The sequence below is a fragment of the Streptomyces sp. NPDC060184 genome (assembly GCF_042728795.1).
Taxonomy (GTDB): Bacteria; Actinomycetota; Actinomycetes; order Streptomycetales; family Streptomycetaceae; genus Streptomyces.
This window is the reverse complement of the sequence record NZ_JBHWYX010000070.1, coordinates 1-26338: the sequence shown is the minus strand read 5'-3', so window position 1 is coordinate 26338 and position 26338 is coordinate 1. Positions and strand designations below refer to the sequence as shown.

Here is a 26338-nt window from a genome sequence, read left to right as displayed (position 1 = left end):
TCACCTTAGGACACGTCCACCGGGCCCCCGCTTCCGCGCCGGAGTGGTCAGCCCCGGTGCGCCTGCCGGGTCTTGCGCCAGCCGAAGGGGCCGGGCAGGTTCATGGACGTGGTGCGGCGGCCGGTGCTGCTCCGGGTGCGCTTCGGGCCGTGCTTGCCGCCCGTGGTGACGGACCAGGAGTGGCGGTTGACGTTGAGACGCACGCCGGGCAGGATCTGGAAACTCTTCCGAAAGGTGAGCGGCATCGCTGTCTCCCTCTGTCAGGAGTCCGTGTACTCCTTCTCTCGGGAGTCCGGATAACCCGATCCGGGAGATGTACACCTGCGTCAAGTCCCCCTCGAAGCGGGCTGATCGCCGGGTCGGCGCCGTGCCCCGTCAGGTGAGCAGCGGGCCGACGTGGGAGGCGCGCCTGGCGGCGGTCAGCAGGGCGTGGATCCGCGGGCCCGCCTGGTCGAGATCGCTGACCGGGGTGGCGAACGGCAGCCGCTCGTCTTGGTGGCCACCGGGGAACTCCAGCCGCAGGGTGACGCCGTACCGGTCCATCGCCAGCGGGACCGCGCGGAGCATCCCGCGCTTCGGGCGGGGGCGCACCAGGCGCACCAGGAGGGGGACGAGTTCCTGGTGGCTGTCGACGAGGTGCATCAGCATCCCCGCCTCGCTGGAGGCGATCGGATCGACCGGCGCCGCCTCCAGCTCCTCCAGCGTCACGAAGTGCCGTTCCCCGTCGCACTCCAGCACGGCCTGTCCGAACTCCATGCAGGCGGACCCGGCGGTGCCGCCGTCGTAGGGGGCGTCCAGGAGGCCGGTCAGGGTGACGCGCGCCCGCAGCCGGTCGCGTACGGGCGTGGGAGCGATGTCGGTGAGCTCCAGGCGTACGGGGATGCGCGGGGACGAGGGGGAGAGGCTGCCGTCGTCCGGGGCGTGCAGATGGATGGCCCCCATGGCGCCGCCGTCCTCGTCGAGCCGGTGTACTTCGTGGTGTTCGCCGTCGCTCACCACCGTCATGGACTGCGCCGCGCAGAGGATGGACCGCGCGCGCTCGGCAAGGGTCGGCCGGGTGGGGTGGCTGCTGTACTCGGGCATACCGATGCTCCTGGCGATGGATTCAGGCGAACGATTACTTAGGTATGCCTAACCTAATCATGGAAGCGGTCGCCGTGGGGAGAGGGGTGGCACTCCCGTCACCCGGTGTCGGAACCGGGTGTGAAGAACAGGGGTCGGTTGTGGGGGATTGGAGAGGGCGGTGCCGGGGCAGGCGGGGACTGCGCGGTCCGGGCGAGTCGTCCGGGTCGCCCGGAGGGCAGCCCGCAAGCGCGGGCTGCCCTCCGGGCGGCATCCCCGGGTGCCCGGGGACGTGCCGGCGGCATGTTTCCCGCCGGGCGTCGGTCGGCCCGCAGGACCGTGCGGCCCTCCGGGCGAAGGTGCTCGCGCGGGACGGATTATGTGGCGTTTGTCGCAAGCCGGGCATGGCTCGGACGGGCGAAACGATGGCTTACGCTGCCGAGAACGACCCGTACCAACGGGACGCAACTGGAGGGGATCGCCGTGATGGCGGAACAAGACATATCGGCGAGCGTGGTCGCGCTTCTCAGCGAGCAGCGCGAGTCCCTGGAGGCCGCCTGGGTCGAGACGGTCTCGCGCACGCTGAGGGGACGCGTCTCCCTGGCCGAACTCGACCGTGAACTGCGCGAGCTCTACACCGCTCTCGTGGACGGGCTGCGCGCCGGGGGCGCGGACGCCCACGCGGAGGAGTTCGCCGAGGTGCGGGCGCTCCTCGGTGAACTGTCGCGCAACCGCGCGCGCCAGGGATTCACCCCCACGGAGACGGCGACCAGCGTTTTCGCCTGCAAGGAACTCCTCGCCCCGACGGTGGACACGTCGGCCGCCGACATCCACGCCTACCTGTGGTTCGGCAAACTCCTCGACGCCTTCGGCCTGTACACGATCGAGGTGTTCGCCAAGACGCGCGAGGAGATCATCAGCGCCCAGTCCGAGCAACTGATGGAGCTCTCCACCCCCGTGGTCAAGCTGTGGGACGGCGTCGTCGCCGTTCCCCTGGTGGGCACGCTCGACTCCGCACGCACCCAGGTGGTGATGGAGAAGCTGCTGCAGACGCTCGTCGACACCGGCTCCGACCAGGCCATCATCGACATCACCGGCGTTCCCGCGGTGGACACCGAGGTCGCCCAGCACCTTCTCAAGACCGTCGTCGCCGCCCGGCTCATGGGCGCGGAGTGCACCATCTCCGGCATCCGCCCGCAGATCGCCCAGACCATCGTCGCGCTGGGCATCCAGTTCGGCGACATCGTCACCAAGGCGACGCTCGCGGACGCGCTCAAGCACGCGCTGCGACAGGCCGAGACCAACCACGCGGCTTCGGGCGGCCGGGCGTGAGCGAGCGCGTACCCGTACTGAAGATCGGCGATGTCCTCCTGGTGTCGATCCAGGTCGACCTGGAGGACCAGACCGTCCTCGATCTGCAGGACGACCTCGCGGCGCGCATCGTCGCCACCGGTGCGAGCGGCGTCGTCATCGACATCACCGCGGTGGAGATCGTCGACTCCTTCGTGGGACGGATGCTGGCCACCACGGCGGCCATCTCGCGGATGCTCGACGCCGAGACCGTCGTGGTCGGCATGCGGCCCGCCGTCGCCATCACCCTGGTCGAGCTGGGCCTTTCGCTCGGCGGTGTACGCACCGCGCTCACTCTGGAGAAGGGGCTGGACATCCTGGCCCGGTCGGACAACACCCGTCCGGCACGTCCGTGAGCGGGCTGCCGCCTGTTCCCGAAGGCGACCAGGAAACGGTCACGATCGCGTCCAACGACGACGTGGTCCGCGCACGCCAGCTCGTGCGTACCCTCGCGCAGCGGTGCAAGCTGTCGCTCGTCGACCAGACGAAGCTGGTCACCGCGGCCAGCGAACTCGCCCGCAACACCCTGGTGTACGGCGGAGGCGGCGTCATGCGCACCGGCCTGGTCCGCCGGGACGGACGCCTCGGAGTGAGCGCCGTCTTCGAGGACGAGGGCCCGGGCATTCCCGACCTGGACCTCGCCCTCACCGACGGATGGACCTCCGGCGGCGGCCTCGGCCTGGGGCTCAGCGGAGCACGCCGGCTGATGGACGACTTCACCCTGGACACCGAAGTCGGCCGCGGCACTCGGATCGCGGTGACCAAATGGGCACGCTGAAACTGCCCGTGCTGGACACCCAGGACATCGCCTGGTTCCGCGACACCGAGTCCATGCCCGCCGCCGCGAGAGGCGCCGCCTCCGCCCTGGCGCGACGCCTCGGCTTCGACGAGCAGCGCTGCGCCGAGGTCGCCCTCGCGGTGAGCGAGGCAGCGACCAACCTGACTCGGCACGCGCAGGACGGCACCCTCCTGCTGCGTGCCGTCCGGACGGCCGACGACGCCGGCGTGGAGTGCGTCACCATCGACTCGGGCCCCGGCATGTCCGACATCGCCCACGCGCTCACCGACGGCGTGTCCTCGGCCGGCACCCTCGGCATCGGCCTCGGCGCGATCAACCGCCTCGCCGACGCCGTCGACATCCACTCCGTGCCGGACCGGGGAACCGTGCTGGCCGCACGTTTCTGGACGAAGGAGGTGGCCGCGCGCTCCGCCGCCGGGGGCGAACCCGTGGTCGCGGGGCTCACCCGACCCATCACCGGCGAGGAGATCTGCGGCGACACCTGGGCGGCCCGGCTCGCCGGAGCCCCAGGTCCCCGGCCCGCGGCCGAACCGCGCACCGGCGGGCGGGACGTTCCCGACCCTCTCGACTGGTCCGTGCTGACCGGTTTCGGCAGGTCCCACGCCGATGTCCCGACAGCGTCCCCGCGGACCCGCGCGCCGCAGGACGAGGAGCCGGAAGGCGAGCGGAAGCCCCAGGCGCCGGCGCTGATGCTCATGTTCTGCGACGGCCTCGGCCACGGAGCGCTGGCCGGCCGGGCGGCCGACGCCGCCGTCTCCGCTTTCCGGGAGGGCCGGGCGCAGGACCCGGTGGGTGTGATCCGGGAGATCCACACGGCGCTGCGCGGCGGACGCGGCGGCGCGGTCGCCGTCGTACGCATCGAACCCGGTGCGCGCACGGTGTCCTTCTGCGGGGTGGGGAACGTCAGCACCTTCGTCGTGGACCCGGTCTCGAACACCCGGCGCTCCCTGCTGTCCGCGCCGGGCATCGTCGGTCACCAGCTTCCCACCCTCCGTACCGTCCACCAGGAACTGCCCCGGGGCAGCGCCGTGATCATGCACTCCGACGGGCTCACCGAGCGCTGGCGGCCGGACACCTTGCCCGGACTGCTGGCACACTCCCCGCTCGTCGCCGCGGCGCAGCTGCTGCGCGAGGCCGGGGTGCGCCGCGACGACGCCGGAGTAGCGGTCGCCAAGGGGGCGTGGTGACGCTTCCCACCACCGGGGGCGCGACCCCGCTGGCCACCATCACCCTCGCCGGCGAACAGGACATCTTCGTGCTCCGGCGCAGCGGCAAGGCGGTCGCGGAAGCCCTGGGGGTCGAACGGCAGGACCAGATACGCCTCGCTACCGCCCTCAGCGAGCTGGGCCGGGACGTCCTCGGCTCGTCCGGTCCCCGGGTCTTCTTCGGCACGGTGCCGGGGGCGACTCCGGTGCTGCGGGTCGCCGTGTCGTGGCGGGACGGTTCGGGTCCGGGACGCGAGTCGGTCGAGGCCGCCTCCCGGCTCGTACCGACCCAGCACGATCCGGCGGGAAGGGCCGTGACGATCGAACAGCAGCTGTCGGCGGGGGCCACCACCCCCGAAAGCCTCCGGCGGGCCCGGGACGTCCTCGACGTGCACCGGGGATCGACGGACCTGGAGGACGCCCGCGCACAGACCGACGACCTGATCGCCGCGCTGGAGGAGTCCCGGGCCCAGCGCGAGGAGCTCCGCCGCCTCAACGAGGAGCTGGAGGAGACCAACCGGGGGGTGATGGCCCTCTACTCCGAGCTGTCTGAGGAACTGGAGGAGACCAACCGCGGGGTGGTGGCCCTCTACGCCGAGCTTGAAGAGAAGTCGAGTCAGCTGCGCGACGCCAGCGAGGCGAAGACCCGGTTCTGGGCCAACGTCAGCCACGAACTGCGCGCCCCGGTGAACTCCGTGGTGGGCCTGGCCCGACTGCTCCTCGACATCGACGGGGAGAACCTCGACGAGGAGCAGCGCAGGCGGATTTCGATGATCTCGGCCTCGGGCGCCACCCTCCTCGCCCTCGTCGACGAACTGCTCGACGTCGCCAAGGCCGAATCCGGACGCCTGGAACCCCACTGGGAGCCCGTCGACCTGCGCGCCACCCTCGCGCAACTGCACGGCACCCTGCGCGGGTACGCGACCGGGGAAGGCGTCACACTCGCCGTGGCCGACCCCTGCCCGGGCGTCACCCTCGTCAGCGACGAGGTCATGCTCACCCGCGTCCTGCGCAACCTGCTGACCAACGCCCTCAAGTTCACCGAGGAGGGGACCGTCCGGCTCGACATGGCGGCCGGGAACGGCGAAAGCGGCGCCGAGGTCGTCTTCACGGTGACCGACACCGGCGTCGGCATCCCGCCGGAGGAACAGCACCAGGTGTTCGAGGAGTTCTACCAGGTGCGCGGAGCGCACCAGCGCGGCCGGTCCGGGACCGGACTCGGCCTGCCCTACGCGCGACGCCTCACCGAACTCCTCGGCGGCGACCTCGTCCTCGTCAGCACACCGGGACAGGGCACCGAGGTCACCGTACGGCTTCCCGCCGCCCCGGCCGGAGCGGATTCCGCGCCCGCCGGCCGCCCCGCCCCCGCACAGCTGGCGCTCCTCGTCACCGTCGACGACGACGAGGTCTTCCGCAGCACCCTGCGCCCCGTACTCGCGCGGCTCGCCGACCGCGTCGTCGAGGTGGGCGAGGGCGGCCGGGCAGTCGACACCATTCGCCGGGAACACCCCGACGCGGTCCTGCTCGACCTGCACATGCCCGACATGGACGGCTACGACGTGCTGGCGGAACTCGCCGGGGACAGCGACCTGTCCGGCATCCCGGTGATCGTCATCACCTCGGCCGCCGACGAGACACTGGAGCACGAACGTCTGAGCCACGCGCGGGCCGTCCTCGACAAGTCCACGCTGGACCTCGCCCGGCTGGCCGACGCGTTCGGGACCAGCCCGGACCAGGCCCCGGACCAGGCCCCGGCCCCGGCCCCGGAAGAATCCCCCCACACGGCCGGAGAAAGCGGCACGAGATGAGTCCCCACCCGCACGCGGACAGTGCAGTCGCCACGGTCATGGTCCTCGACGACAACGACACCAACCGTTACATCGTCGGGAGCTGGCTGCGCCGCGCCGGACACACGGTGGTGGAGGCCGCCGACGGTGCCGAGGGCCTCGCGCTGCTCGCGAAGTCCCCCGACGCGCTGCTGCCCGAACTGGCGATCGTCGACGTGAGACTGCCGGACATGAGCGGATTCGAGGTGTGCGAGCAGATCAAGGCCGACCCCCGGACCGCCCATCTGCCCGTCATCCACGTCTCCGCCACGGCGATCGAGGTGAGCGACCGCACCCAGGGGCTGCACCGGGGCGCCGACGCCTACCTCAGTGAGCCGATCGCCCCCGACGAACTCACGGCGACCGTCACGGCCGCCCTCCGGTACGCCCGCGCCCGCCGCCGCGCCGAGCGGCTCGCGACCCGGGTCGCCGCGCTGAACAGCAGCACCCTCGCCGTGTACGGGGCGAGGGACGGCGAGTCCTTCACCCACGCGGCGGCGGCCGGAGCCGCCGCGCTGATGGACTCGCCCGCGGTGGCCGTCGCCCTCAGCCCCGACGGGCAGACCGTCAACCTGGTGCCGCGGCAGGCCAACCGTCCCCGGGGCGCCGCAGAGCCGCCGGTCACCCTCGCGCACGGCGACCCCCGGCTGCTGGACGTCCTGTCGGAGAAAGCCCTCGGCGACGGTACCGGCACGGAGATCGCCGTGCTGTCGGGCGCCGAGTGGAGGGAAGCCGCCTGCCGGGACGGAAACCGCCACTCCGACGTCTTCCCCGACCGGGTGGCGCTGGTCCTGGCCCGCACCAAGCGGGGCCGCCCGCCGGTCGCGCTCGCCGTCGACGCGGCGACACTCGTCGGCGCCGACGACCGCGAGCTGCTCTCCCAGCTCGCCCAGGCGTGTGCCCTGGCCCTTGAGGCGCTGCGCAGCCACAGCGAGGAACACGCCCTCGTGCTGGCGCTGCAGCGCACGTTCCTGCCGGACCGACTGCCCGACGTGCCGGGTGTGGACATGGCCGTCCGCTACGAACCGGCCGCCGACCTCGCCGAGATCGGCGGCGACTTCTACGAGGCCATCGAGACCCCGGCCGGCCTGCTCCTGGCCATCGGCGACGTCGCCGGACACTCCCTCAAGGCCGCCATGATCATGGGCGAGGTACGCCATGCCCTGCGCGCGTACGCCATCGAGGGCCACGATCCGCAGACACTGCTCACCCGGCTGGACGCCCTGCTCGTCCGGCTGAGGCCGTCCATCACCGTCACCGTCTGCCTGGTGCTGGTGGAGCCCGGCGGCGGGCGTGTGCACATTGCCAACGCGGGCCACATCCCGCCGCTGGTGCGACACCCCGACGGGTCCACCCGCTACCTCACCGAACACGGCCCGCTGCTCGGGCTCAGCCTTCCGCACGCACCCGCCGTGCCCCACGAGGTGCCCGGGGGTTCGACGCTGCTGTTGCTGACGGACGGGCTGATCGAAGTCCCGGGCGAGGATCTCGACGACAGCATGGCCGCGCTGGACCGCACTCTCGCGGCCTCCCCGCCCGAGCTGGAGGAGCTCTGCGACACCCTGCTGGACACCTTCGGCAAGGGCAAGACGGACGACATCGCGATCCTGGCGGCCCGGATCGGCTCGCCAGGAACGGCTGTCGGAGGGTACGGCGGCTGAAGACCGGTCTCCGCCGCCGGTCCGGTGCCGCATCAGACAAGGCTCGCCCTGTCGACATCCCACCCGGACCGGGGCGGACCACCTCGTGATGCGTTCCTGCCGCCGTGCACCGCTGCGAACCGAGGAGGTGGGACCCGTCGACGCTGTGACACGTCGGGCCTCCCTCCCCCGCATGGCCCGGGGAGTGCCCGCAGAGGCATCCCGAAAGGCCTCAAGCCACGCGCTTCATCTCTGCGCGGCTCACCCGCCGGTGTGACCGTCCAGTCTGGCGTCGGCCGCGTCCCACGCCGCCGCGTCACCGCGGGGGCGGTAGTGCCGCAGATGCTGGGTGGCGGCGACGAGGCGGCGCATCGACGCGAGGTCTCCGACGAGTCCGGCGGACCTGGCCTGGACGAGGATGTTGCCGAGCGCGGTGGCCTCGGTGGGCCCGGCGACGACGGGCAGTCCGGTGGCGTCGGCGGTGAGCTGGCAGAGCAGGTCGTTGCGCGAGCCCCCGCCGACGAGGTGGACCCGGGTGAGGTCGCGGCCCGCCAGCTCGGCGGCCTGACGCAGCGTACGCCGGTGGGCCAGCGCGAGGCTCTCCAGGATGCAGCGGACCAGCGCCCCCTGACCGTCGGGGACCGGCTGGCCGGTGCGGCGGCAGTACTCCCGGATACGGCCGGGCATGTCGCCCGGGGCCATGAACGCGGGGGCGTCCGGGTCGACGAGCGAGGCGAACGGCGTGGCGCGGGCGGCCTCGGCGAGCAGAGTCGGGATGTGCGTGGGCAGCCCCTGCTGCTCCCAGGTGCGCCTGCACTCCTCGAAGAGCCACATGCCCATGATGTTCCGCAGATGGCGGATGGTGCCGTCGATGCCCCGCTCGTTGGTGAAGTTGGCGGCCCTGGACGCCTCCGTCAGTACCGGAGCGTCCAGTTCGAGGCCCGCCAGCGACCAGGTGCCGCAGGAGATGTACGCGAAGTCCGGCTCGGTGGCCGGGACGGCGACGACGGCGGACGCGGTGTCGTGCGAGGCGACGGTGGTCACCGGGGTACGCGGGTCCAGACCGGTGTACGCGGCGACATGCGGCAACAGCGTGCCGGCCGGGTCGCCGGGCGCCCGCAGCGGGGGCAGCAGCGCGGGGTCGATCCCGAGCGCTTCGAGGACGTCCTCCGACCAGCCGCCGGTGCGGGCGTCGAAGAGACCCGTGGTGGAGGCGTTGGTCTCCTCGGCGCCCACGGAGCCGGTCAGCCAGTGGACGAGCAGGTCGGGCACGAGGAGCAGCGTCCGCGCGGCGCCCAGCTGGGCGCTCCCGGCGGCGGAGGCGAGCTGGAACACGGTGTTGAACGGCAGGTGCTGGAGCCCCGTGATCCGGTACAGCTCCTCGGGCCCGACCGTGGCCCACACCCGCTCGGCCACGCCGTCGGTGCGCGTGTCCCGGTAGTGGTGGGGCGAGCCGAGGAGGGCGCCGTCCGCGTCGAGGAGCCCGTAGTCCACGGCCCAGCTGTCCACGCCGATGGAGCCGACGCCACCGGTCCGGGCCGCCTCGCGCAGCCCGTCGAGGACGCCCTGGAAGAGCGCGAGGACGTCCCAGCGCAGTCCGTCCGGCAGGCGCACGGGAGTGTTGGGGAAGCGGTGCGCTTCGGTGAGGTCCAGTTGGTCCGGGCCGACCCGGCCCAGGATCACCCGTCCGCTGGTGGCGCCGAGGTCGACGGCGGCGAACGCGGAACGGGCGACCGGGGAGGGCGGTGTCGTGGTCACGGGAATCGCCTCCGCGGCGAACGGCTGATCGAGGATCAGAGGAACGGGATACGAGCGGGAACGAGGAGCGGGGGAGCGCCCCTCGGGGGAGTGGCGTGGCGGCAGGGGGTGCTGCCCGGGGATTGCGGCCCGGAGGTGTGCCGCCGGTGTCCGGCGGCACACCCGGGGCGGTGCGTCAGCGCAGGAAGGCCGCCGCCACTCCCGCGTCGACCGGGACGTGGAGCCCGGTGGTGTGGGTGAGGTCGCCGCCGGTGAGCGCGAAGACCGCGCCCGCGACGTGCTCGGGGAGCACCTCGCGCTTGAGGAGGGTGCGCTGGGCGTAGAACTCGCCGAGCTTCTCCTCCTCGATGCCGTAGGTCGCGGCACGCTGGGCGCCCCACCCCGCGGCGAAGATGCCGGAGCCCCGGACGACCCCGTCGGGGTTGACGCCGTTGACGCGGATGCCGTGTTCGCCGAGTTCGGCGGCGAGCAGCCGGACCTGGTGGGCCTGGTCCGCCTTGGTGGCGGAGTAGGCGATGTTGTTCGGTCCGGCGAAGACGGCGTTCTTGGAAGCGATGTAGACGATGTCGCCGCCGAGCCCCTGCGCGGTCATCACGCGGGCGGCCTCGCGCGAGACGAGGAACGAACCGCGGGCCATGATGTCGTGCTGGAGGTCCCAGTCCTCGGCCGTGGTCTCCAGGAGCGGCTTGGAGATGGAGATCCCGGCGTTGTTGACGACCAGGTCCACCCCGCCGAAGGCGAGCGCGGCGGCCCTGAACGCCTCGGTGATCTCCTCCTCGGAGGTGACGTCCACGGTGACGGCTACCGCCTTGTCCGCGCCGCCCAGCTCCTCGGCGACGGCCGCGGCGGTCTCCGCGTTCAGGTCGGCGACGACGACGCAGGCGCCCTCGGCGACGAGCCGGTGCGCGATGGCCTTGCCGATGCCGCTGCCGGCACCCGTGACGAGCGCGACCCGGGTGGCGAGCGGCTTCGGCTTCGGCATCCGCTGGAGCTTGGCCTCCTCCAGCGCCCAGTACTCGATGCGGAACTTCTCCGACTCCCGGATGGGCGCGTAGGCGGAGACCGCCTCGGCGCCGCGCATCACGTTGATGGCGTTGAGGTAGAACTCCCCGGCCACCCGCGCGGTCTGCTTGTCCTTCCCGAAGGAGAACATGCCGACGCCCGGCACCAGCACGACCGCCGGGTCGGCCCCGCGCAGGGCGGGGGAGTCCGCGGTGGCGTGCCGGTCGTAGTAGGCGCGGTACTCCGCCCGGTACTCCCGGTGCAGCTCCTTCAGCCGTGCGACCGCCTCGTCCAGCGGAGCACCGGCCGGCAGGTCCAGGACCAGCGGACGCACCTTGGTACGGAGGAAGTGGTCGGGGCAGGACGTGCCGAGGGCGGCGAGCCGGGGGTGCTCGGCCCGGGACACGAAATCCAGTACGGCCCCGGAGTCGTCGAAGTGGCCGACCTGCGGGCGGTCCTGGGACGCCAGGCCGCGGATCACCGGGGCCAGGGCGGCGGCGCGTTCCCGGCGTTCGGCCCGGCCCAGCGGCTCGTACCCGGGGAGCACCGGGCCGAAGGGCTCGGGCCTGCCCTTGCGCGCGAGGTACTCCTCGGCGGTGCGGATGATGAAGAGCGAGTTCGCCTCGCACTCCTCGGAGGTGTCGCCCCACGCGGTGATGCCGTGGCCGCCGAGGACGCAGCCGACGGCCCGCGGGTTCGCCTCCTTGACCGCGGCGATGTCCAGGCCGAGCTGGAAACCGGGGCGGCGCCAGGGCACCCAGACGACCTTGTCGCCGAAGCAGTCGGCGGTCAGCTTCTCGCCGTCCGAGGCGCAGGCCAGCGCGATGCCCGAGTCCGGGTGGAGGTGGTCCACGTGCGCGGCGTCGACCAGGCCGTGCATCGCGGTGTCGATGGAGGGGGCCGCACCCCCTCTGCCGTGCAGGCAGTAGTCGAAGGCGGCGACCATCTCGTCCTCGCGCTCCACCCCCGGGTAGACGTCCTTGAGGGAGCGCAGCCGGTCCAGCCGGAGCGCGGCGAGGCCGGATTCGGTGAGGGTGCCGAGGTCGCCGCCGGACCCCTTGACCCAGAGGAGTTCGACGTCGCCTCCGGTCGCCGGGTCGGTCCCGGTGCCCTTCGCGGAGGTGTTGCCGCCCGCGTAGTTGGTGTTGCGCGGATCGGAGCCGAGACGGCGGGAACGTGCGACGAGCGCGGCGGCCGTGGAGTGGATGGCGGAGGCCATGGCGGGAGTCCTTCGGGATCTGGGGTGCGGGACAGCGGGAGGGGTGGCCGGACGGGGCCTGGCGGCGAGGGTCAGGCCCCCCAGCCGGCCTGGTCGCCGCCGACGCGGCCGGCCGCGATCTTCTCCTGCCAGCCGGACGCGCGGTAGGCGGCGACCGGATCGGGAGCGAGGCCCTGCTCCGCACGGAGCTCGCGCAGGAGGGGGCGGACGTCGGTGTTGTAGGCGTCCATCAGTACCTCGTTGGCGCCGAGCACGTCCCCGGCGCGCTGGGCGGCGGTCAGCGCGTCCATGTCGACGAGCAGCGCCTTGGCCGTCGCCTCCTGGACGTTCGTCACCGAGCGGATGACCGCCGGGATCTTCGCCTCGATGTTGTGGCACTGGTCGAGCATGAAGTTGACGTCGGTCTCGGGGGCCAGCCCGCCGTTCTTGACCACCTCGTGCATGATCCGGAAGAGCTGGAAGGGGTCCGCCGAGCCGACCATCAGGTCGTCGTCGGCGTAGAAGCGGGAGTTGAAGTCGAAGGCGCCGAGCTTCTTCTCGCGCAGCAGCGTCGCGACGATGAACTCGATGTTGGTGCCCGGGGCGTGGTGCCCGGTGTCCACGACGACCTGCGCCTTCGGCCCCAGCTTGAGGCAGTGCGCGTACGCGGTGCCCCAGTCCGGCACGTCCGTCGTGTAGAAGGCGGGCTCGAAGAGCTTGTACTCCAGCAGCAGCCGCTGGTCGTCGCCGAGGCGTTCGTACACCGCGGCCAGCGCTTCGGCCAGCCGGTCCTGACGGCCCGCGACGTCGTCCTGGCCGGGGTAGTTGGTGCCGTCCGCGAACCAGAGCTTCAGATCCTTCGAGCCGGTCGCGTCCATGATGTCGACGCACTCCAGCAGATGACCCAGGGCCTTGGCGCGGACCCGCGCGTCCGGGTGGCAGACGCTGCCGAGCTTGTAGTCGTCGTCCTGGAAGGTGTTGGAGTTGATCGCGCCCACCTCCAGGCCGTGGTCCTTCGCGTACGCGGCCAGCGCGGCGAAGTCGTCGACCCGGTCCCAGGGGATGTGCAGGGACACCACGGGCGCGATGCCGGTGAACTCGTGGACCTTCGCCGCGTCGTCGAGCTTCTCGTACGGGTTCCGGGGGACGCCGGCCTGCGCGAACACCTTGAAGCGCGTACCTGAGTTGCCGTAGCCCCAGGACGGTGTCTCGATCCGCTGGCTGGTGAGTGCGGCCTTCACTGCGGCGATGTCAGGCATGTCCACCTCGGGATGTGCGGGCGGCCCGAGCAGCAGCCGCCGGGAAGAATTCAATGAATCGATTCATTGCGTGGGAGAAGTTAGTCGTCCTCGTGAGGGCCGTCAAGGGTTCCGGCGAGGTGGCGGGCGCGTTACCGGATCGTGTCTTCACTCTGGCCGCAACCACCTCGCTGCTCCCGCAGGCGCAGTTCAGGGACGAGGGTTGACGGATCCGTCGAGGGTGCCGGATGTTTCGCGGTGTTCGGTGCGGAACACCCCTTGACGTGTTCGACGGGGCGGGGCTAGCTTCCCGGCAACTCCACTGAAACATTTCATGTCGGGCCCTCCGTCCGACACAAGCACGGGAGAAATCCATGACGCACCCCGAACCGGAGCCGACTCCGGTGCTCGCACTGGAGGGGGTGAGCAAGTCCTTCGGCGCCGTCCGGGCCCTGCGTGGCGTGTCGTTGAGGCTGTACGCCGGAGAGGCGCACGCCCTCGCCGGCGAGAACGGCGCCGGGAAGTCGACCCTGATCAAGGCACTCGCCGGCGTGCACCGCCCCGACGCGGGCACCGTCCTGCTGGACGGCGAGCCCGTCGAGTTCCACGGCCCGGCCGACGCCCGCGACGCGGGAGTCGCGGTGATCTACCAGGAGCCGACTCTCTTCCCGGACCTGTCCGTCGCGGAGAACATCTTCGTGGGCCGCCAGCCCCGCCGCTCCCTCGGCCGGGTCGACCACCGTGCGGTCAAGCGGGCGGCGGCCGACCTCTTCGCCCGCCTCGGGGTCGACCTCGACCCCGAGCAGCCCGCCCGCGGACTCTCCATCGCCGACCAGCAACTGGTCGAGATCGCGAAGGCGTTGTCCTTCGACGCCCGCGTGCTGATCATGGACGAGCCGACCGCCGCGCTCACCGGCAGCGAAGTCGCCCGGCTGTTCGGCGTCGTCAGGGCCCTCCGCGCGCAGGGCGCGGCGGTGCTGTTCATCTCGCACCGCCTGGAAGAGATCTTCGCGCTCTGCCAGCGCGTCACGACCCTGCGCGACGGCGCCTGGATCTCCAGCGAACCGCTCGACGGTCTGAGCGAGGACGACCTGGTCCGCCGCATGGTCGGCCGCGACCTGGACGAGCTGTACCCGAAGCAGGTCACCGAGATCGGCGAAGTCGCCCTCGGCGTGCGCCGGCTGACCCGCGAAGGCGTCTTCACCGACATCTCCTTCGAGGTCCGCCGCGGCGAGATCGTCGGCCTCGCCGGGCTGGTCGGCGCCGGTCGCAGCGAGGTGGCCCGCGCCGTGTTCGGCGTCGACCGCTTCGACGGCGGCGAGGTCGAGGTCCTCGGCAAGAAGCTGAACCCCGGTGCCCCGAGCCTGGCGATGGCCGCCGGACTCGCCCTCGTACCCGAGGACCGCCGCGCCCAGGGCCTGGTGATGGACATGTCCATCGAACGCAACATCGGCCTCACCGGCTTCGCCGAGACCACCCGCGCCGGACTGATGAACCGCGGCGCCGAACGCGACCGGGCGGTCGACTGGGCGGTCAGGCTCCAGGTCAAGTACGCCCGCCTCGCCGACGTCGTCCAGACCCTCTCCGGCGGCAACCAGCAGAAGGTCGTCCTCGCCAAGTGGCTGGCGACCCGCCCGCAGGTGCTGATCGTGGACGAGCCGACCCGCGGCATCGACGTCGGTACCAAGGCCGAGGTGCACCGGCTGCTCTCCTCCCTGGCTGCCGAGGGAGTGGCGGTGCTGATGATCTCCTCCGACCTTCCGGAGATCCTCGGCATGGCCGACCGGGTGCTGGTGATGCACGAGGGACGGCTGACCGCCGAGATCCCCCGGTCCGAGGCGACCGAGGAGACCGTGATGGCGGCGGCGACCGGCCGTGCCGCCCGAGGAAGGAACGCGGCATGACCATGGCTGCAGAGCCGACGCGGCAGGAGCCCGCGCCCCAGTCCGTCGCCGCGCGACGACTTGTCGACAAGGTGTTCAAGGCCCGCGAACTGGCCGTCGCCCTCGTCCTCGTCGTGATGCTCGGCGTCACCCAGCTCTCCAACACCGAGTTCCTGTCCGAACAGGGCATCAAGGACCTGATGCTGAACGCGACCATCCTGGTCCTCGTCGCGGTCGGCCAGGCGGTGGTGGTCATCACCCGCAACGTGGACCTCTCCGTCGGTTCCGTCCTCGGCATCTGTGCCTTCGGCGCCGGCGTCTACCTCCAGGACGGCGGAAACCCCCTGGTCGCGGTCGTGATCGCGGTCGCCCTCGGCGTGCTCTTCGGTGTCCTCAACGGCGCGCTGGTCAGCCTCGGCAAGGTGCCCGCCCTCGTCGTCACCCTCGGCACCCTCTACATCGTCCGCGGCATCGACTCCATCTGGGTCGGCTCCCGCCAGATCACCGCCGACGCCCTGCCCGACGGCTTCGTGGACTTCGGGCACGACGGGATCGGGGTGCTGCCCCACCTCGCCCTGCTCGCCCTCGCCGTGCTGGTCGCCGTCGCCTACTACCTGCGCAGCTACCACAGCGGACGCGACCTCTACGCGCTCGGCTCCAGCCCCGAGGCGGCCCGGCTCGCCGGTATCCCCGTACGGGCCCGGATCATGACGGCGTACGTGCTCTGCGGCGCGCTCGCCGGACTCGCCGGCGCGCTCTACCTCGCCCGCTTCGGCAACGTCGACTCCGCCACCGGCAACGGATACGAACTGACCGTCGTCAGCGCCGTCGTCGTCGGCGGGGTCGCCTTCACCGGGGGCTCCGGCACGGTCTACGGCGCCGCCCTCGGCGCCCTCCTGCTCACCTCCATCAACAGCGTGCTCCCGGCCATCGGCGTCAGCTCCGTCTGGGTCACCGCGATCAACGGCGTCCTGCTGCTGCTCGCGATCGCCGCAGACCGGATCCTGGCCCTGCGGGTAGCCGCCGGGCTGCGCAAGAAGGCCGCACGGATGAGGAGTGCCCGCCATGTCTGACACCACCAGGAAAGCGTCCGCCCGGCCCCCCGCCCTCGCCCGCCTCGGCGGAGCGGTCCGCTGGGACACCGCGGTCGGTGCGCTGCTGCTGACCCTGCTGATCTGCTCGTTCTCGTTCGTCGACAACTTCGGCAACGCGCTGAACCTGTCGTTCCTCATCGGCAACACTCTGCCGATCGCGCTCATCGCCCTGCCCATGACCCTGCTGGTCGTCTCCGGCGAGGTCGACCTCTCCGTCGGCTCCACCGCGGGCCTCTCGGGGGCCGTGATGGGGGCGCTCTGGAACAACGGCATGGCGATCGAGACGATCATCCCGCTCTGCCTGGTGCTCGGCGTGGTCTGCGGCCTGGTCAACGGCCTGCTCGTCACCCGGCTCGGACTGCCCTCGCTCGCCGTGACCATCGGCACCATGGCGGCCTACCGGGGCATCGCGCAGATCATCCTCGGCTCCGACTCGGTCACCGACTTCCCCACCCAGTACCTCGACTTCGGCGCCGGGCGCATCGGCGACACCTTCGTCCCGTACGCCGCTGTCCCCTTCGTCGTCCTCCTCGCCGTGGCCGTCCTCGTCCTGCACGCCACACCGGTCGGCCGCTCGCTCTTCGCCACCGGCTCCAGCGAGGACGCGGCCCGGTTCGCCGGCATCCGCGTCAAGCGCCTCAAGCTCTCGATGTTCGTGACCACCGGCGTGATCTCCTCGCTGACCGGCGTGTTCTGGGCCCTGCACTACGCCAGCGCCCGCTACGACAACGCCACCGGGCTCGAACTCTCCGTCATCGCGGCCGTGCTGCTCGGCGGCATCGACTTCGACGGCGGCAAGGGTACGCTCGGCGGCGCCATCGCCGGTGTGCTGCTGCTCGGCACCCTGCAGAACGTCATGAGCCTGGTCAACGTCTCCGCCCAGTCCCAGATCGTGGTCACCGGCGTCCTGCTGGTGATCTCCGTCCTGGCCCCCCGGGTCGGCCGCCAGGTGGCCCGGGCGCGGGCCCGCAGGAGAACGGCGTCCGCGACGGCCGCCGCGCCCTCGCCCAGCACCTCCTGACCCTCCCGCACCATCCCGGGCGTACCCAGCCCCGCGCATCCCGTCACCGTTCGGGCACCCGCCCGGCAGCCCCCTGCCGCCCGCGGCAGCGAAAGGAAAACCCCCATGTTCTCCACCACCGCCAGAAGCGCCCGGCTGACCGCCGCCCTCGCCACCGCCGCCGTACTCGCCCTCGCCGCCACCGCCTGCTCGGGCACCACCAAGGACTCCGCGAACAAGGAGGCCGGCCCGGCCGCCGCCACCGGCAAGGCCGACCCGAACAGCGCCACCAAGAAGGGCCTCACGGTCGCCTTCCTCCCCAAGCAGGTCAACAACCCCTACTTCACCACCTCCGACAACGGCGGCAAGAAGGCCCTGGAAGAGCTCGGCTCCACGTACAAGGAGGTCGGCACCAGCAGCGGCACCGACACCTCCGGCCAGGTGAGCTACGTCAACACCCTCACCCAGCAGCAGGTCGACGCCATCGCCGTGTCCGCGCAGGACCCGGGCGCCCTGTGCACCTCCCTCAAGCAGGCCATGAAGAACGGCGTCAGCGTCGTCACGTACGACTCCGACACCCAGACCGACTGCCGCCAGGTCTTCGTCTCGCAGGCCAGCGCCGAGGACCTCGGCCGCAGCCAGCTCCAGCTGCTGGCGAAGCAGATCGGGGGCAAGGGCGAGATCGCGATCCTCTCGGCGGCCCAGACGGCCACCAACCAGAACACCTGGATCGACTTCATGAAAGACGAGCTGAAGAAGCCGGAGTACAAGGACATCAAGCTCGTCAAGACCGCCTACGGCGACGACGACGCCCAGAAGTCCTTCCAGCAGACCCAGGGTCTCCTCCAGGAACACCCGAACCTGAAGGGCATCATCTCGCCCACCACCGTCGGCATCAAGGCCGCCGCCCAGTACCTGTCCGGCTCCAAGTACAAGGGCAAGGTCAAGCTGACCGGCCTGGGCACGCCCAACGACATGCGCGCCTACGTCAAGAACGGCACCGTCGAGGGCTTCGAGCTGTGGGACCCGGCCAAGCTCGGCGCGCTCGCCGCCCACACGGCCGTCGCCCTCCAGTCGGGGCAGATCACCGGCGCGGAGGGCGAGACCTTCCAGGCCGGTGACCTCGGGTCGTTCACCATCGGCACGGACGGGGTCGTCTCGCTCGGCGCGCCGACGGTCTTCACCAAGGACAACATCGACCAGTTCCAGTTCTGATCCCCGCCTCCCCTCCGGTCCAGGAGAAACCGTGGGGCCGCGACCGGCCGCCGGGGCGGCCCCACCCCCGTTCGAGAAAGGCGTCACCGTGCAGCGCGTCTGCTTCCTGCTGAAGGTCCGGGCCGAGCGGATCGAGGAGTACCGCCGACGGCACCGAACCGTCTGGGCCGAGATGCGGGCCGCCCTCACCGGAGCGGGCTGGCACAACTACTCGCTCTTCCTGCGTGAGGACGGACTGCTGGTCGGCTACCTGGAGACCCCCGATTTCGAGAAGGCACGCGCCGCCATGGACGCCACCGACGTGAACGCCCGCTGGCAGGCGGAGATGGCGGACTTCTTCGAGGCACTCGACGGACAGGCACCCGACGCGGCCGTGCGACCGCTCACGGAGGTCTTTCACCTCGTCTGACGACCGGGTGGGCCCTCCTGGCGGTCCACCGCCAGGAGGGGCAGAACGCGACACGAAGGATCGGGTGGGACCGGTGGCGGCAGCCGCACGAGCGGTGAGCATCAAGGACGTGGCACGCGAGGCGGGCGTCTCGGTGGGCACCGTCTCCAACGTGATCAACCAGCCGGAACGCGTCTCCGAGGAGACCCGGAAGCAGGTGAGACGGGTCATCGCGGACCTGGGATACGTACGCAGCGAACACGCCCGTCAACTCCGGGCCGGACGCAGCCGCATCATGGCGCTGCTCGTCCTCGACATGGGCAACCCCTTCTTCGTCGACATCGCCCGGGGAGCCGAACGCGCGGCCCGGGCCGCCGGCCTGGGGGTCATGGTCTGCAACAGCGACCAGAACCTCGGGGACGAGGCGGAGTACCTCGGCCTCTTCGCCGAACAGCGCGTCCGCGGAGTGCTGGTGACCCCGGCCGACTCCGAAGGAAGCAACCTCCGGGAGTTCCGGCGCCACGGCATTCCCTTCGTCCTCGTGGACCGCGTGGCCGGGGACGACGACGGCTGCTCCGTCTCCGTCGACGACGTCACGGGCGGCGCCCTGGCGGTCCGTCACCTGACGGCGTCGGGACACCGCTCCCTCGCCTACGTCAGCGGGCCGGACCACCTGAACCAGGTGCGCGACCGGCGCACCGGCGCCCTCGACGCGCTCGCCGAGGCCGGTCTCCCTCCCGAGGCGATGCGGGAGGTTCCCGCCGCGCGTCTCGACGTCGCGGCGGGACGCGACGCCGGAGCCCGGCTGCTGGGCCTCGCCCAGCGGCCCACCGGCGTCTTCTGCGCCAACGACCTGCTGGCACTGGGCGTGTTGCAGTCCCTGTACACGGCCGGAGTCCGGGTTCCCGAGGACCTCGCGATCGTCGGGTACGACGACATCGAGTTCGCCGCTGCGGCGACGGTCCCGCTCACCTCGGTGCGCCAGCCCGCGCTCACCATCGGCGCGCGCGCCACCGAGCTGCTGCTCCGCGAGTCGGCCGAGGAGGCGTGCGCCCACCGGCACGAACGCGTGGTTCTCCAGCCGGAGTTGGTCGTGCGCCAGTCCACCCTCGTGCCGCGCTGACCAGGGGCGGAGCGGGCGGGCGGGCGTTGCCGGGGCGGCGCGGGGAGCCGGACACGGCCCCGGGACGTGTCCCGCCGCACGTTGAATCGATTCACCCTCTGTTCGGGCGGAGGGCTTCCGGACACCCGCGGCGACCGCCGCGCCCCAGGTCAACGGCCGGGCTCCTGGCCGCCGATCCGCCGGGCGCAGGAGAGGACCACGACGAGGGGCCAGAACGACTGGGCGAACGTGATGACGCGCTCGGCCGCCCCCGCGATGTCGAGCACGAAGAGGGCGAGCAGGAACCACGCCCCGCCCAGCCACATCACGGTGGTCGCGCCGACGGAGGGACCGGGCCGCAGGCCCCACGGCACGGTCCCTCCGGAGAGCGGGACCAGTCGTCCCGGCGGGCGCTGCGCCTGCCGCCGCGCCGCCAGTACCGGCCAGAGCGCCAGCAGCGAGAACCCCACCGTCACCACGACCCCGTGCGCGAACGATCCGCCGCTGACCGGGGCCGGGAAGAACGCCAGCAGCATCGCGGAGAGCCCGCCACCGGCCAGCGCCAGCCGGCCGAACGGGGCGGCGGGACGCAGCCCGCAGGCGGTGACCACATGGCAGACGCCCAGCGCGACCAGGGCCGTGGTCATCACCCAGTAGCCGCGCGTCCCGTCGGCGGCGAGGATGCTGATGGTGGACGAGGCCGGGTCGTAACGGGGTCCTTCGAGCTCCGCCGATACCGACCAGCCGCCGACGAGCAGGATCGGAGCGCACACCGAGGAGAAGAGGACCCACCAGGGGACGTATCGCATCGGTGAACGGTAGAACGCGCACGGTCCCCGCTTCCCGCTGTACACGCAGGCGTCCGCGGGATCAGCCGGGCGGAGGTCCGGCCGGCCGTACCGGTACGGACTACCGCCACGCGCTTCAGGCCTCCACGGCGGCTCCGGTGAGGGATTCCCCGGTGGCTGCCGCGTCCGGGTCCACGGTGGCGGACTCGTCGAGGAAACCGCCGGACTGGTGCTGCCACAGCTTGGCGTAGGCGCCCTCCGCGGTCAGCAGTTCCTGGTGCGTGCCCTGTTCGAGGATCCGGCCCCGGTCGAGGACCACCAGCCGGTCCATGGTCGCGACGGTGCTCAGGCGGTGTGCCACCACCAGCGCCGTCCGTCCCTCCATGAGCCGCCACAGGGCGTCCTGGACCAGGATCTCGCTCTCCGAGTCCAGGGCGCTGGTCGCCTCGTCGAGGAGCAGGATCGGCGCGTCACGCAGGATCGCCCGGGCGAGGGCGACCCGCTGGCGCTGGCCCCCGGAGAGCTTCACCCCGCGCTCGCCCACCATGGTGTCGAACCCGTCCGGGAGCGCGTCGGCGAACTCCGCGACGTGCGCCGCCTCGGCCGCCCGGCGGATCTCGGCCTCGGTGGCGCCGGGCCGGGCGAAGGCGATGTTCTCCCGCAGCGTGCGGTGGAACATCGCCGGGTCCTGCGGGACGTACGCGATCTTGCTGCGCAGGTCGGCCCGGCGCAGCTTGCTGATGTCCTGGCCGCCGATCAGGATGCGGCCCCCTTCGATGTCCGCCATCCGCAGCAGGAGCCGGGTGAGCGTGGTCTTGCCGCCGCCGGACCGGCCGACGAGACCGATCTTCGTCCCTCCGGCGACGTCCAGGTCGAGGTCGTCGAAGAGCGGCTTCCCGCCCGCGTGGGCGAAGGTCACCTTCTCGAAGCGGACGTCCGACCCCTCGCTCCGCAGCGGTTCGGGGGACGGGGGGTCGAGGACGGTCGGCGGCTCCATCAGCAGTTCGGTGAACTGCGCGGCCTCCGTCATCGAGCTCTCCAGACGACGGTAGATCTGGTTGAACTCGAACATGATCCGGGTGGCGCTGGCGTAGTAGGTGAAGGCGACGATGATCGCCTCCACTCCGAGGTCCCCGCCCGCGAGCGTGACGGCGAGCATCAGGCCCACCACGTTGGTCAGGACGGAGAGCGGCGCCACCAGGGTGTCGATGCGCAGGTTGCCGTAGTCCCACGAACGCACCATGAGGTGACGCAACTCGCCCACCCGGGAACGGTGTTCGGCGGCCTCGCGGTCCTCGGCCGCGAAGGACTGGACCGTCTCCATGTTCGTCAGGCTGTCGGCGACGTGGCCCGACACCCGGGCGATCGCCTGTTCGCGCTTGGCGACGATCGCCTGCCGGCGCCGGATGAGGGGCGTCACGATCACCGCGGTGAGCGCGATGAGCGTCAGGAGGCCGACCACGAGCAGCGGGTCGTAACTCCACAGCACCACCGACGCGAACGCCAGCGGCACCAGGTTGCCCATGATGGAGAACGTCAGCGTGTCGACGAACTCCTCGAAGCGCGAGGCGAAACTGAGGACCCGCTTGGTCAGCGATCCGGCGAAGTTGTCGTGGAAGAACGCGGAGTCCTTGACGAAGATCTCATCCATACCGGTGACGTAGAGGCGCGCGATGCCCCGGCCTTCGACGCGGTTCAGGCAGTGAAGTCCGATCCGCCACAGCGTCTCCGAGAACAGCAGGACCCCGCCGAACCCGAGGACGTACGGCAGCATCGGGCCGATGCCGGTGGCGCCCCCGTCCTTCCCGACCACGTGGCCCACGAGCTTGGCGACGATCAGCGGGGCGATGTAGTAGAGGCCGATGTTGCCCAGGGCGGGCAGGAGCAGGGCGGGCGCGGCCACCCATCGCAGCCGGGAGAGTTCCCGGATGTAGTAGCGGAGGGCGAGGAGCACCGAGCCTTTGCTCGGTAGGCCTTCGCCCGATTCGATTGATCCCATCGCGACCCGTTTCGTCGTGTGGTGAATGAGCAGAGCGGAGTCTCCCGCAGCCACCGCCACGGGGTCCAAGGGTTTTTGTCCAGTTCTGTCACACGGAGGGATTCGGTGGCTCGATCCGTCCGGGCTCCGCACGCGGTTCCCGGAGCCGGCACGGACCCCGCTCGCCGGGGGCGGTCGCGGCGCTCGTCCCGTGCGGGGCCTCGGGCGGAGCGTCACCGGCCACCGAAGGACCCCGGACGGCGCGGGGGCCATCGGGGTGATCCGCCGGAGGGGCCGAGTCCGTTTCGGCCGGGGCTGTTTGTGGCCGAATGCCGTCGGTGGCGGCTGCTCCTCGCCGGGGTCCGTCCGTCGGGGGAGCAGCCGCGCCGTCAACCGTCCGCCGGGGGAGCAGCGGTCGCGCCGCGCCGGGTGACGGGCCGTCCCGCGCCGCCCCGCGGCAGCGCGGGACGGCCCTCGGCGTCGCCGGTGCCGCCGTGAGCACCCCTCAGGCGGCGGGCCCTCCGGTGTCTCCCGCGGTGGGGGCGAGGCCGTCCGGCACGCGGAGCGCGCCCTTCACGCGAGCGACCCGTCCTTCTCGCCGTCCGCCTCGGCGGTGACCTGGTAGGACAGCAACTGCTGGAACAGGCCCGGCTGCGCGGCGAGTTCGGCGTAGCTGCCCTCCTGGACGATCCTGCCCTCGTCGAGAACCACGATCCGGTCGGCCACGGCCACGTTGGTGATCCGGTGGGTGACCAGCAGCACCACCCGGTCCCGGGCGAGGTCCCGCAGCCGCTGGAAGATCCGGTACTCGGCGCGGGGATCGAGGTTCGCGGTCGGTTCGTCGAGGACCAGCAGCCCGGCCTCCCGGAAGAAGGCCCGGGCGAGGGCGATGCGCTGCCACTGGCCGCCGCTCAGTTCCTCCCCGTTGAGCCACTCCCGGGCCAGGAGGGTGTCCAGGCCCGCGCCGAGTCTGTCGACGACCTCGTCGGCGCCGGCGGCCTCGCACGCCTCGCGCACCGCCGCGTCCCCGCGCGCGGTGGGCTGCCCCTGGTTCACGTTCTCGCGCACGGTCAGCGGCCAGTGGGCGTAGTCCTGTGGCACCAGGGCCACCTGCTGCCACAGCGCCTGGGGATCGGCTTCGCCGGTGGGCGTGCCGTCCCAGAGCACCTGCCCGTCGGTCGGCAGGTACAAGCCGCTCACCAGCTTCGACAGCGTCGACTTCCCCGATCCGTTGAACCCGACCAGTGCGGTGACCTCGCCGCGCCGCAGGGTGAGGGAGACCCCGGACAGCGCGTCGCGGTCCTTGCCCGCGTAGCGGTGGGTGACCGAGGAGATCTCGATCGTCTTCGGCGGTTCCGGGCGGTGGGAGCCCCGGCGCATGCGGTAGCCGCCCGCCTTGTCCAGGAAGCCGCTCCAGTCGTCCATGTACAGACCCGTGCGTACGGCACGCGCACCGACGGCCACCAGCCCCCGGACCGACTGGCCCACCGTCTGCAGGGCGAAGACGGCCGTCCCGGCGTGCCCGACGGTGATGCGGCCGGTGGTCAGCAGCCAGGCGACCGCCGCCCACACGACCGCCGAACCGAGCCCGCCGCACACCGCCCCGACGAGGGACATGCGCGCGCCCTGGTCGGCGGCCTTCCGGTCCTCGCGGTTGATCCGGGCCACCGTCTGCCGGTAACGCCCCGACAGGAAGCCGCCCATGGTGCCGGCCCTGATCTGGTCGGCCGCGTCCTTGGTGTAGATGTGCCAGCGCAGCACCGACAGCATCCGCTGGTCGCCGTTGCTGCGGAGGTTGGCGAGGTAACGCACACGGGCGGCGCTGACCTGGGCCAGGGCCTGGGGGAGGCTCGCCGCGATCAGGAGCGGCAGGAGGACCCAGTGCACCCCGGCCAGGACGATCGCCCCGGCGAGGAAGCTGGCGGCCGAGGCGATGAGGTCCTGGCCCTCGTCGATCAGGTCGCCGGTGACCTGCGCGCCCCGGTCGGCGGCCTCGCGGTCGCGGTTGAAGTCGGGTTCGTCGTAGGCACGGAGCTCCACCTCGGCGCACCCGGTGAGCAGCATCTGTTCCGCCTCGCGCGACATGAGCGGGCCGAGGCGCGAGGACAGCCAGGCGACGGTGATCCCCAGGAGGGCGCGGGCTCCGGCGGTGCCGGCCAGCAGGAGGACGGAGGGCCATGCTTCGAGGAGCCGGTCGTAGACGTCACCGCTGGTGAGCAGGGCGGTGAGGGTGCCGCTGATGGCGACCAGGCCGAGGGCCTGGAGCACTCCGGCGGCGGCCTGGCAGAGCAGGAGGCCCGTGGTCGCCCGCCGGTCCACCCGCCAGGCGAGGGCCAGCGAGCGGCGCACCAGCTGGGGGAGGCGTCTGGCCATGTCGCGCATCCGGATGGAGCGCCCGGCCGCCTCGCGGCTGCCGGTGAGGTCGACGTACCGCATCTGCGGTTCCTCGGCGACCGCCGTGCTCGCGGGGGCGTCGGCCGCCGGGGGCGGTGGTGCGGTAGGGGCCCGGTGGGTGGTACGCGGCCTCGGGACGCCGTCGTTCGACGCGTCGGCAGACTCGCTCATGCGGCCCACCTCGTGTCCACGCGTACGGAACCGGGAGCGGTGCGGTGCGCCCCCGTGCCGGGAAGCTGTCCGGGGGCGGCGGGCGGGGTGTGCTCGAAAGCCGAGGGCAGTGGGTGGCGATGCCGTGCGAGGGTCATGGGAGTCCCCTTCGGTGGTCGTCCGGCCGGGTTCGTGTCGAAAGTCCCGCCCGCCCTCCGGGCGGACGGCGCCACGTTCGACACACGCCCTAACGACAGGGGTGGAACTTCGAACGCGTGTATTTCGGTCGAGCCAGGTTCCCGGGGCGCGGGGGTGGTACGAGCGTGCCGGTTACATCCACCCGTACGCGGCAAGGGGCCTTGTGCGGAGCGGAGTTGGCCGAAACGCCGAGGACGTGCCGCGTGCGCGCGGGTGCGGGGCCAGGGCCCGGCCGGGACGGGGGCGCGGCGAACGGAAACCGGTGCGGTGACCCGTACGGGCTGTTCGCCCCAGTTCTGGCATACGGCCGGAAAAGCCCTTTCCCGCCGTGCGGGGTTCGCTGTTGTCTGGCCCGAACCAAAACGGGCACCGCCTACCGAATCGAGGGTCCATGGGAAGAACCGGACAGCGCGCCCTGGTCGTATCCGCGCTCGTCATGAGCGCCGCCCTGCTGACGGTCACGCAGGCCACCGCGGCGCCGTACGACCCCTACACGGGGTCGAATCCGTACACCACCGGATGCGCGGCCGACGCGATCACCATCGGCACACGTCAGATAAGAAGCCCGCAGGCCGTGTTCGGCACCATGGAGGTGCGCTACTCGCCGAGCTGCCAGACCAACTGGGTGCGAGCCGTCATGACCGCCACGAGCAGCGCGAACACGGTCACCAAGGGAATCCGGCGCTTCTCCAGCCAGCCGGACGGGCAGGGCGGCTGGCTCGGGTTCTACGAGAACTACGAGTACGACCCGGCCGCCGGAAGCTCCTTCGGCATGCAGGTCTTCGCTCCGGGAGCCACCTGCATCACGGTGATGGCCGTCGTCCGCGACGCCGCGGGACAACCCCTCGCCTCCACGGGGACGGACGCGAACAACGCCTGGGAGGTGTTCTGCTGAGCTCATGGTTCGCGGGGGACCGGCGACGCCGTGCGCGGCCCGCGCCTGCCGGTCCGTCCGCCGGGCCGTGTGTCGCCCAGCCCTTCGACGCACCCCGGGGCGGGGGGCCCCCCCCCCCGCGCGGCGCGGCGGGGGCGCCCGGCCCGCGGCCCGGCGCGGGGGGGGAGGCACGGAA

The 26338-nt window shown here is 71.9% G+C and carries 21 protein-coding genes; 13 read left to right on the top strand and 8 right to left on the bottom strand.

Translation table 11 applies throughout. From position 1 onward, the window contains the following. Window positions 1-47: 47 nt before the first annotated feature. Both ACFWEE_RS31020 and ACFWEE_RS31015 read right to left on the bottom strand, forming a co-directional pair. Complete coding sequence (locus tag ACFWEE_RS31020; RefSeq protein ID WP_386894274.1) at window positions 48-245, bottom strand: DUF4236 domain-containing protein; 198 nt, start codon at window positions 243-245, stop codon at window positions 48-50. Window positions 246-375: 130 nt separating this feature from the next. After that, the gene (locus tag ACFWEE_RS31015; protein ID WP_386894272.1) at window positions 376-1083 is read right to left on the bottom strand and encodes a DUF2470 domain-containing protein; all 708 of its coding nucleotides are present in this window, start codon (window positions 1081-1083) and stop codon (window positions 376-378) included. A 465-nt stretch (window positions 1084-1548) separates the two neighbouring features. Here ACFWEE_RS31015 and ACFWEE_RS31010 point away from each other — a divergent pair, with 465 nt between their 5' ends. The 6 genes from ACFWEE_RS31010 to ACFWEE_RS30985 are packed head-to-tail and all read left to right on the top strand — an operon-like array spanning window position 1549 to window position 7903. Further along, window positions 1549-2394: an STAS domain-containing protein gene (locus tag ACFWEE_RS31010; protein WP_386894270.1), complete on the top strand. Its 846-nt coding sequence runs from the start codon at window positions 1549-1551 to the stop codon at window positions 2392-2394. After that, window positions 2391-2768, top strand: a complete 378-nt coding sequence (locus ACFWEE_RS31005) for an STAS domain-containing protein (RefSeq protein ID WP_386894268.1) — start codon at window positions 2391-2393, stop codon at window positions 2766-2768. The genes ACFWEE_RS31010 and ACFWEE_RS31005 overlap by 4 nt, the downstream gene beginning before the upstream one ends. Window positions 2769-2773: 5 nt before the next feature. Next, a complete protein-coding gene (locus ACFWEE_RS31000) occupies window positions 2774-3190 on the top strand; it encodes an anti-sigma regulatory factor (RefSeq protein WP_386894280.1) in 417 nt (138 codons plus the stop codon). Then, window positions 3178-4398, top strand: a complete 1221-nt coding sequence (locus tag ACFWEE_RS30995) for an ATP-binding SpoIIE family protein phosphatase (protein WP_386894266.1) — start codon at window positions 3178-3180, stop codon at window positions 4396-4398. Before ACFWEE_RS31000 ends, ACFWEE_RS30995 begins: the two co-directional genes overlap by 13 nt. Continuing rightward, entirely contained in the window at window positions 4395-6224 is a 1830-nt protein-coding gene (locus tag ACFWEE_RS30990) for an ATP-binding protein (RefSeq protein ID WP_386894264.1), read from the top strand. Before ACFWEE_RS30995 ends, ACFWEE_RS30990 begins: the two co-directional genes overlap by 4 nt. Further along, window positions 6221-7903 (top strand): SpoIIE family protein phosphatase, encoded by a 1683-nt coding sequence (locus ACFWEE_RS30985; RefSeq protein WP_386894262.1) that lies wholly within the window; start codon window positions 6221-6223, stop codon window positions 7901-7903. Before ACFWEE_RS30990 ends, ACFWEE_RS30985 begins: the two co-directional genes overlap by 4 nt. 240 nt (window positions 7904-8143) lie before the next feature. Here the strand turns inward: ACFWEE_RS30985 and ACFWEE_RS30980 are convergent, their stop codons facing one another. The 3 genes from ACFWEE_RS30980 to rhaI form a co-directional block, all read right to left on the bottom strand. Continuing rightward, the gene (locus ACFWEE_RS30980) at window positions 8144-9640 is read right to left on the bottom strand and encodes a rhamnulokinase family protein (protein WP_386894260.1); all 1497 of its coding nucleotides are present in this window, start codon (window positions 9638-9640) and stop codon (window positions 8144-8146) included. Window positions 9641-9815: 175 nt separating this feature from the next. After that, complete coding sequence (locus ACFWEE_RS30975) at window positions 9816-11861, bottom strand: bifunctional aldolase/short-chain dehydrogenase (RefSeq protein WP_386894258.1); 2046 nt, start codon at window positions 11859-11861, stop codon at window positions 9816-9818. A 71-nt stretch (window positions 11862-11932) separates the two neighbouring features. Then, window positions 11933-13099 (bottom strand): L-rhamnose isomerase, encoded by a 1167-nt coding sequence (rhaI, locus tag ACFWEE_RS30970; RefSeq protein WP_386894256.1) that lies wholly within the window; start codon window positions 13097-13099, stop codon window positions 11933-11935. A gap of 353 nt (window positions 13100-13452) precedes the next feature. Between rhaI and ACFWEE_RS30965 the strand changes: the two genes are divergently transcribed. The 6 genes from ACFWEE_RS30965 to ACFWEE_RS30940 all read left to right on the top strand — a co-directional run bounded on the left by ACFWEE_RS30965 (window position 13453) and on the right by ACFWEE_RS30940 (window position 19781). Continuing rightward, window positions 13453-14982 (top strand): sugar ABC transporter ATP-binding protein, encoded by a 1530-nt coding sequence (locus ACFWEE_RS30965; RefSeq protein WP_386894254.1) that lies wholly within the window; start codon window positions 13453-13455, stop codon window positions 14980-14982. Beyond that, on the top strand, window positions 14979-16034 hold the full coding sequence (locus tag ACFWEE_RS30960) for an ABC transporter permease (RefSeq protein WP_386894252.1): 1056 nt from the start codon (window positions 14979-14981) through the stop codon (window positions 16032-16034). Before ACFWEE_RS30965 ends, ACFWEE_RS30960 begins: the two co-directional genes overlap by 4 nt. Then, complete coding sequence (locus ACFWEE_RS30955) at window positions 16027-17076, top strand: ABC transporter permease (protein ID WP_386894250.1); 1050 nt, start codon at window positions 16027-16029, stop codon at window positions 17074-17076. The genes ACFWEE_RS30960 and ACFWEE_RS30955 overlap by 8 nt, the downstream gene beginning before the upstream one ends. A 105-nt stretch (window positions 17077-17181) precedes the next feature. Next, the gene (gene rhaS / locus ACFWEE_RS30950; protein WP_386894248.1) at window positions 17182-18270 is read left to right on the top strand and encodes a rhamnose ABC transporter substrate-binding protein; all 1089 of its coding nucleotides are present in this window, start codon (window positions 17182-17184) and stop codon (window positions 18268-18270) included. An 88-nt stretch (window positions 18271-18358) separates the two neighbouring features. Beyond that, window positions 18359-18679, top strand: coding sequence for an L-rhamnose mutarotase (locus ACFWEE_RS30945; RefSeq protein ID WP_386894278.1), 321 nt, complete (start codon window positions 18359-18361; stop codon window positions 18677-18679). 73 nt (window positions 18680-18752) lie between these two features. After that, window positions 18753-19781, top strand: a complete 1029-nt coding sequence (locus ACFWEE_RS30940; RefSeq protein WP_386894246.1) for a LacI family DNA-binding transcriptional regulator — start codon at window positions 18753-18755, stop codon at window positions 19779-19781. 149 nt (window positions 19782-19930) lie between these two features. Here ACFWEE_RS30940 and ACFWEE_RS30935 read toward each other — a convergent pair whose 3' ends face one another. The 3 genes from ACFWEE_RS30935 to ACFWEE_RS30925 all read right to left on the bottom strand — a co-directional run bounded on the left by ACFWEE_RS30935 (window position 19931) and on the right by ACFWEE_RS30925 (window position 24962). Beyond that, window positions 19931-20569, bottom strand: coding sequence for a DUF998 domain-containing protein (locus ACFWEE_RS30935; RefSeq protein WP_386894244.1), 639 nt, complete (start codon window positions 20567-20569; stop codon window positions 19931-19933). A gap of 115 nt (window positions 20570-20684) precedes the next feature. Next, the gene (locus ACFWEE_RS30930; protein WP_386894242.1) at window positions 20685-22547 is read right to left on the bottom strand and encodes an ABC transporter ATP-binding protein; all 1863 of its coding nucleotides are present in this window, start codon (window positions 22545-22547) and stop codon (window positions 20685-20687) included. Window positions 22548-23099: 552 nt separating this feature from the next. Beyond that, window positions 23100-24962, bottom strand: a complete 1863-nt coding sequence (locus tag ACFWEE_RS30925) for an ABC transporter ATP-binding protein (protein WP_386894276.1) — start codon at window positions 24960-24962, stop codon at window positions 23100-23102. A 697-nt stretch (window positions 24963-25659) separates the two neighbouring features. Here ACFWEE_RS30925 and ACFWEE_RS30920 point away from each other — a divergent pair. Then, the gene (locus tag ACFWEE_RS30920; protein ID WP_386894240.1) at window positions 25660-26163 is read left to right on the top strand and encodes a DUF2690 domain-containing protein; all 504 of its coding nucleotides are present in this window, start codon (window positions 25660-25662) and stop codon (window positions 26161-26163) included. Window positions 26164-26338 lie beyond the last annotated feature (175 nt).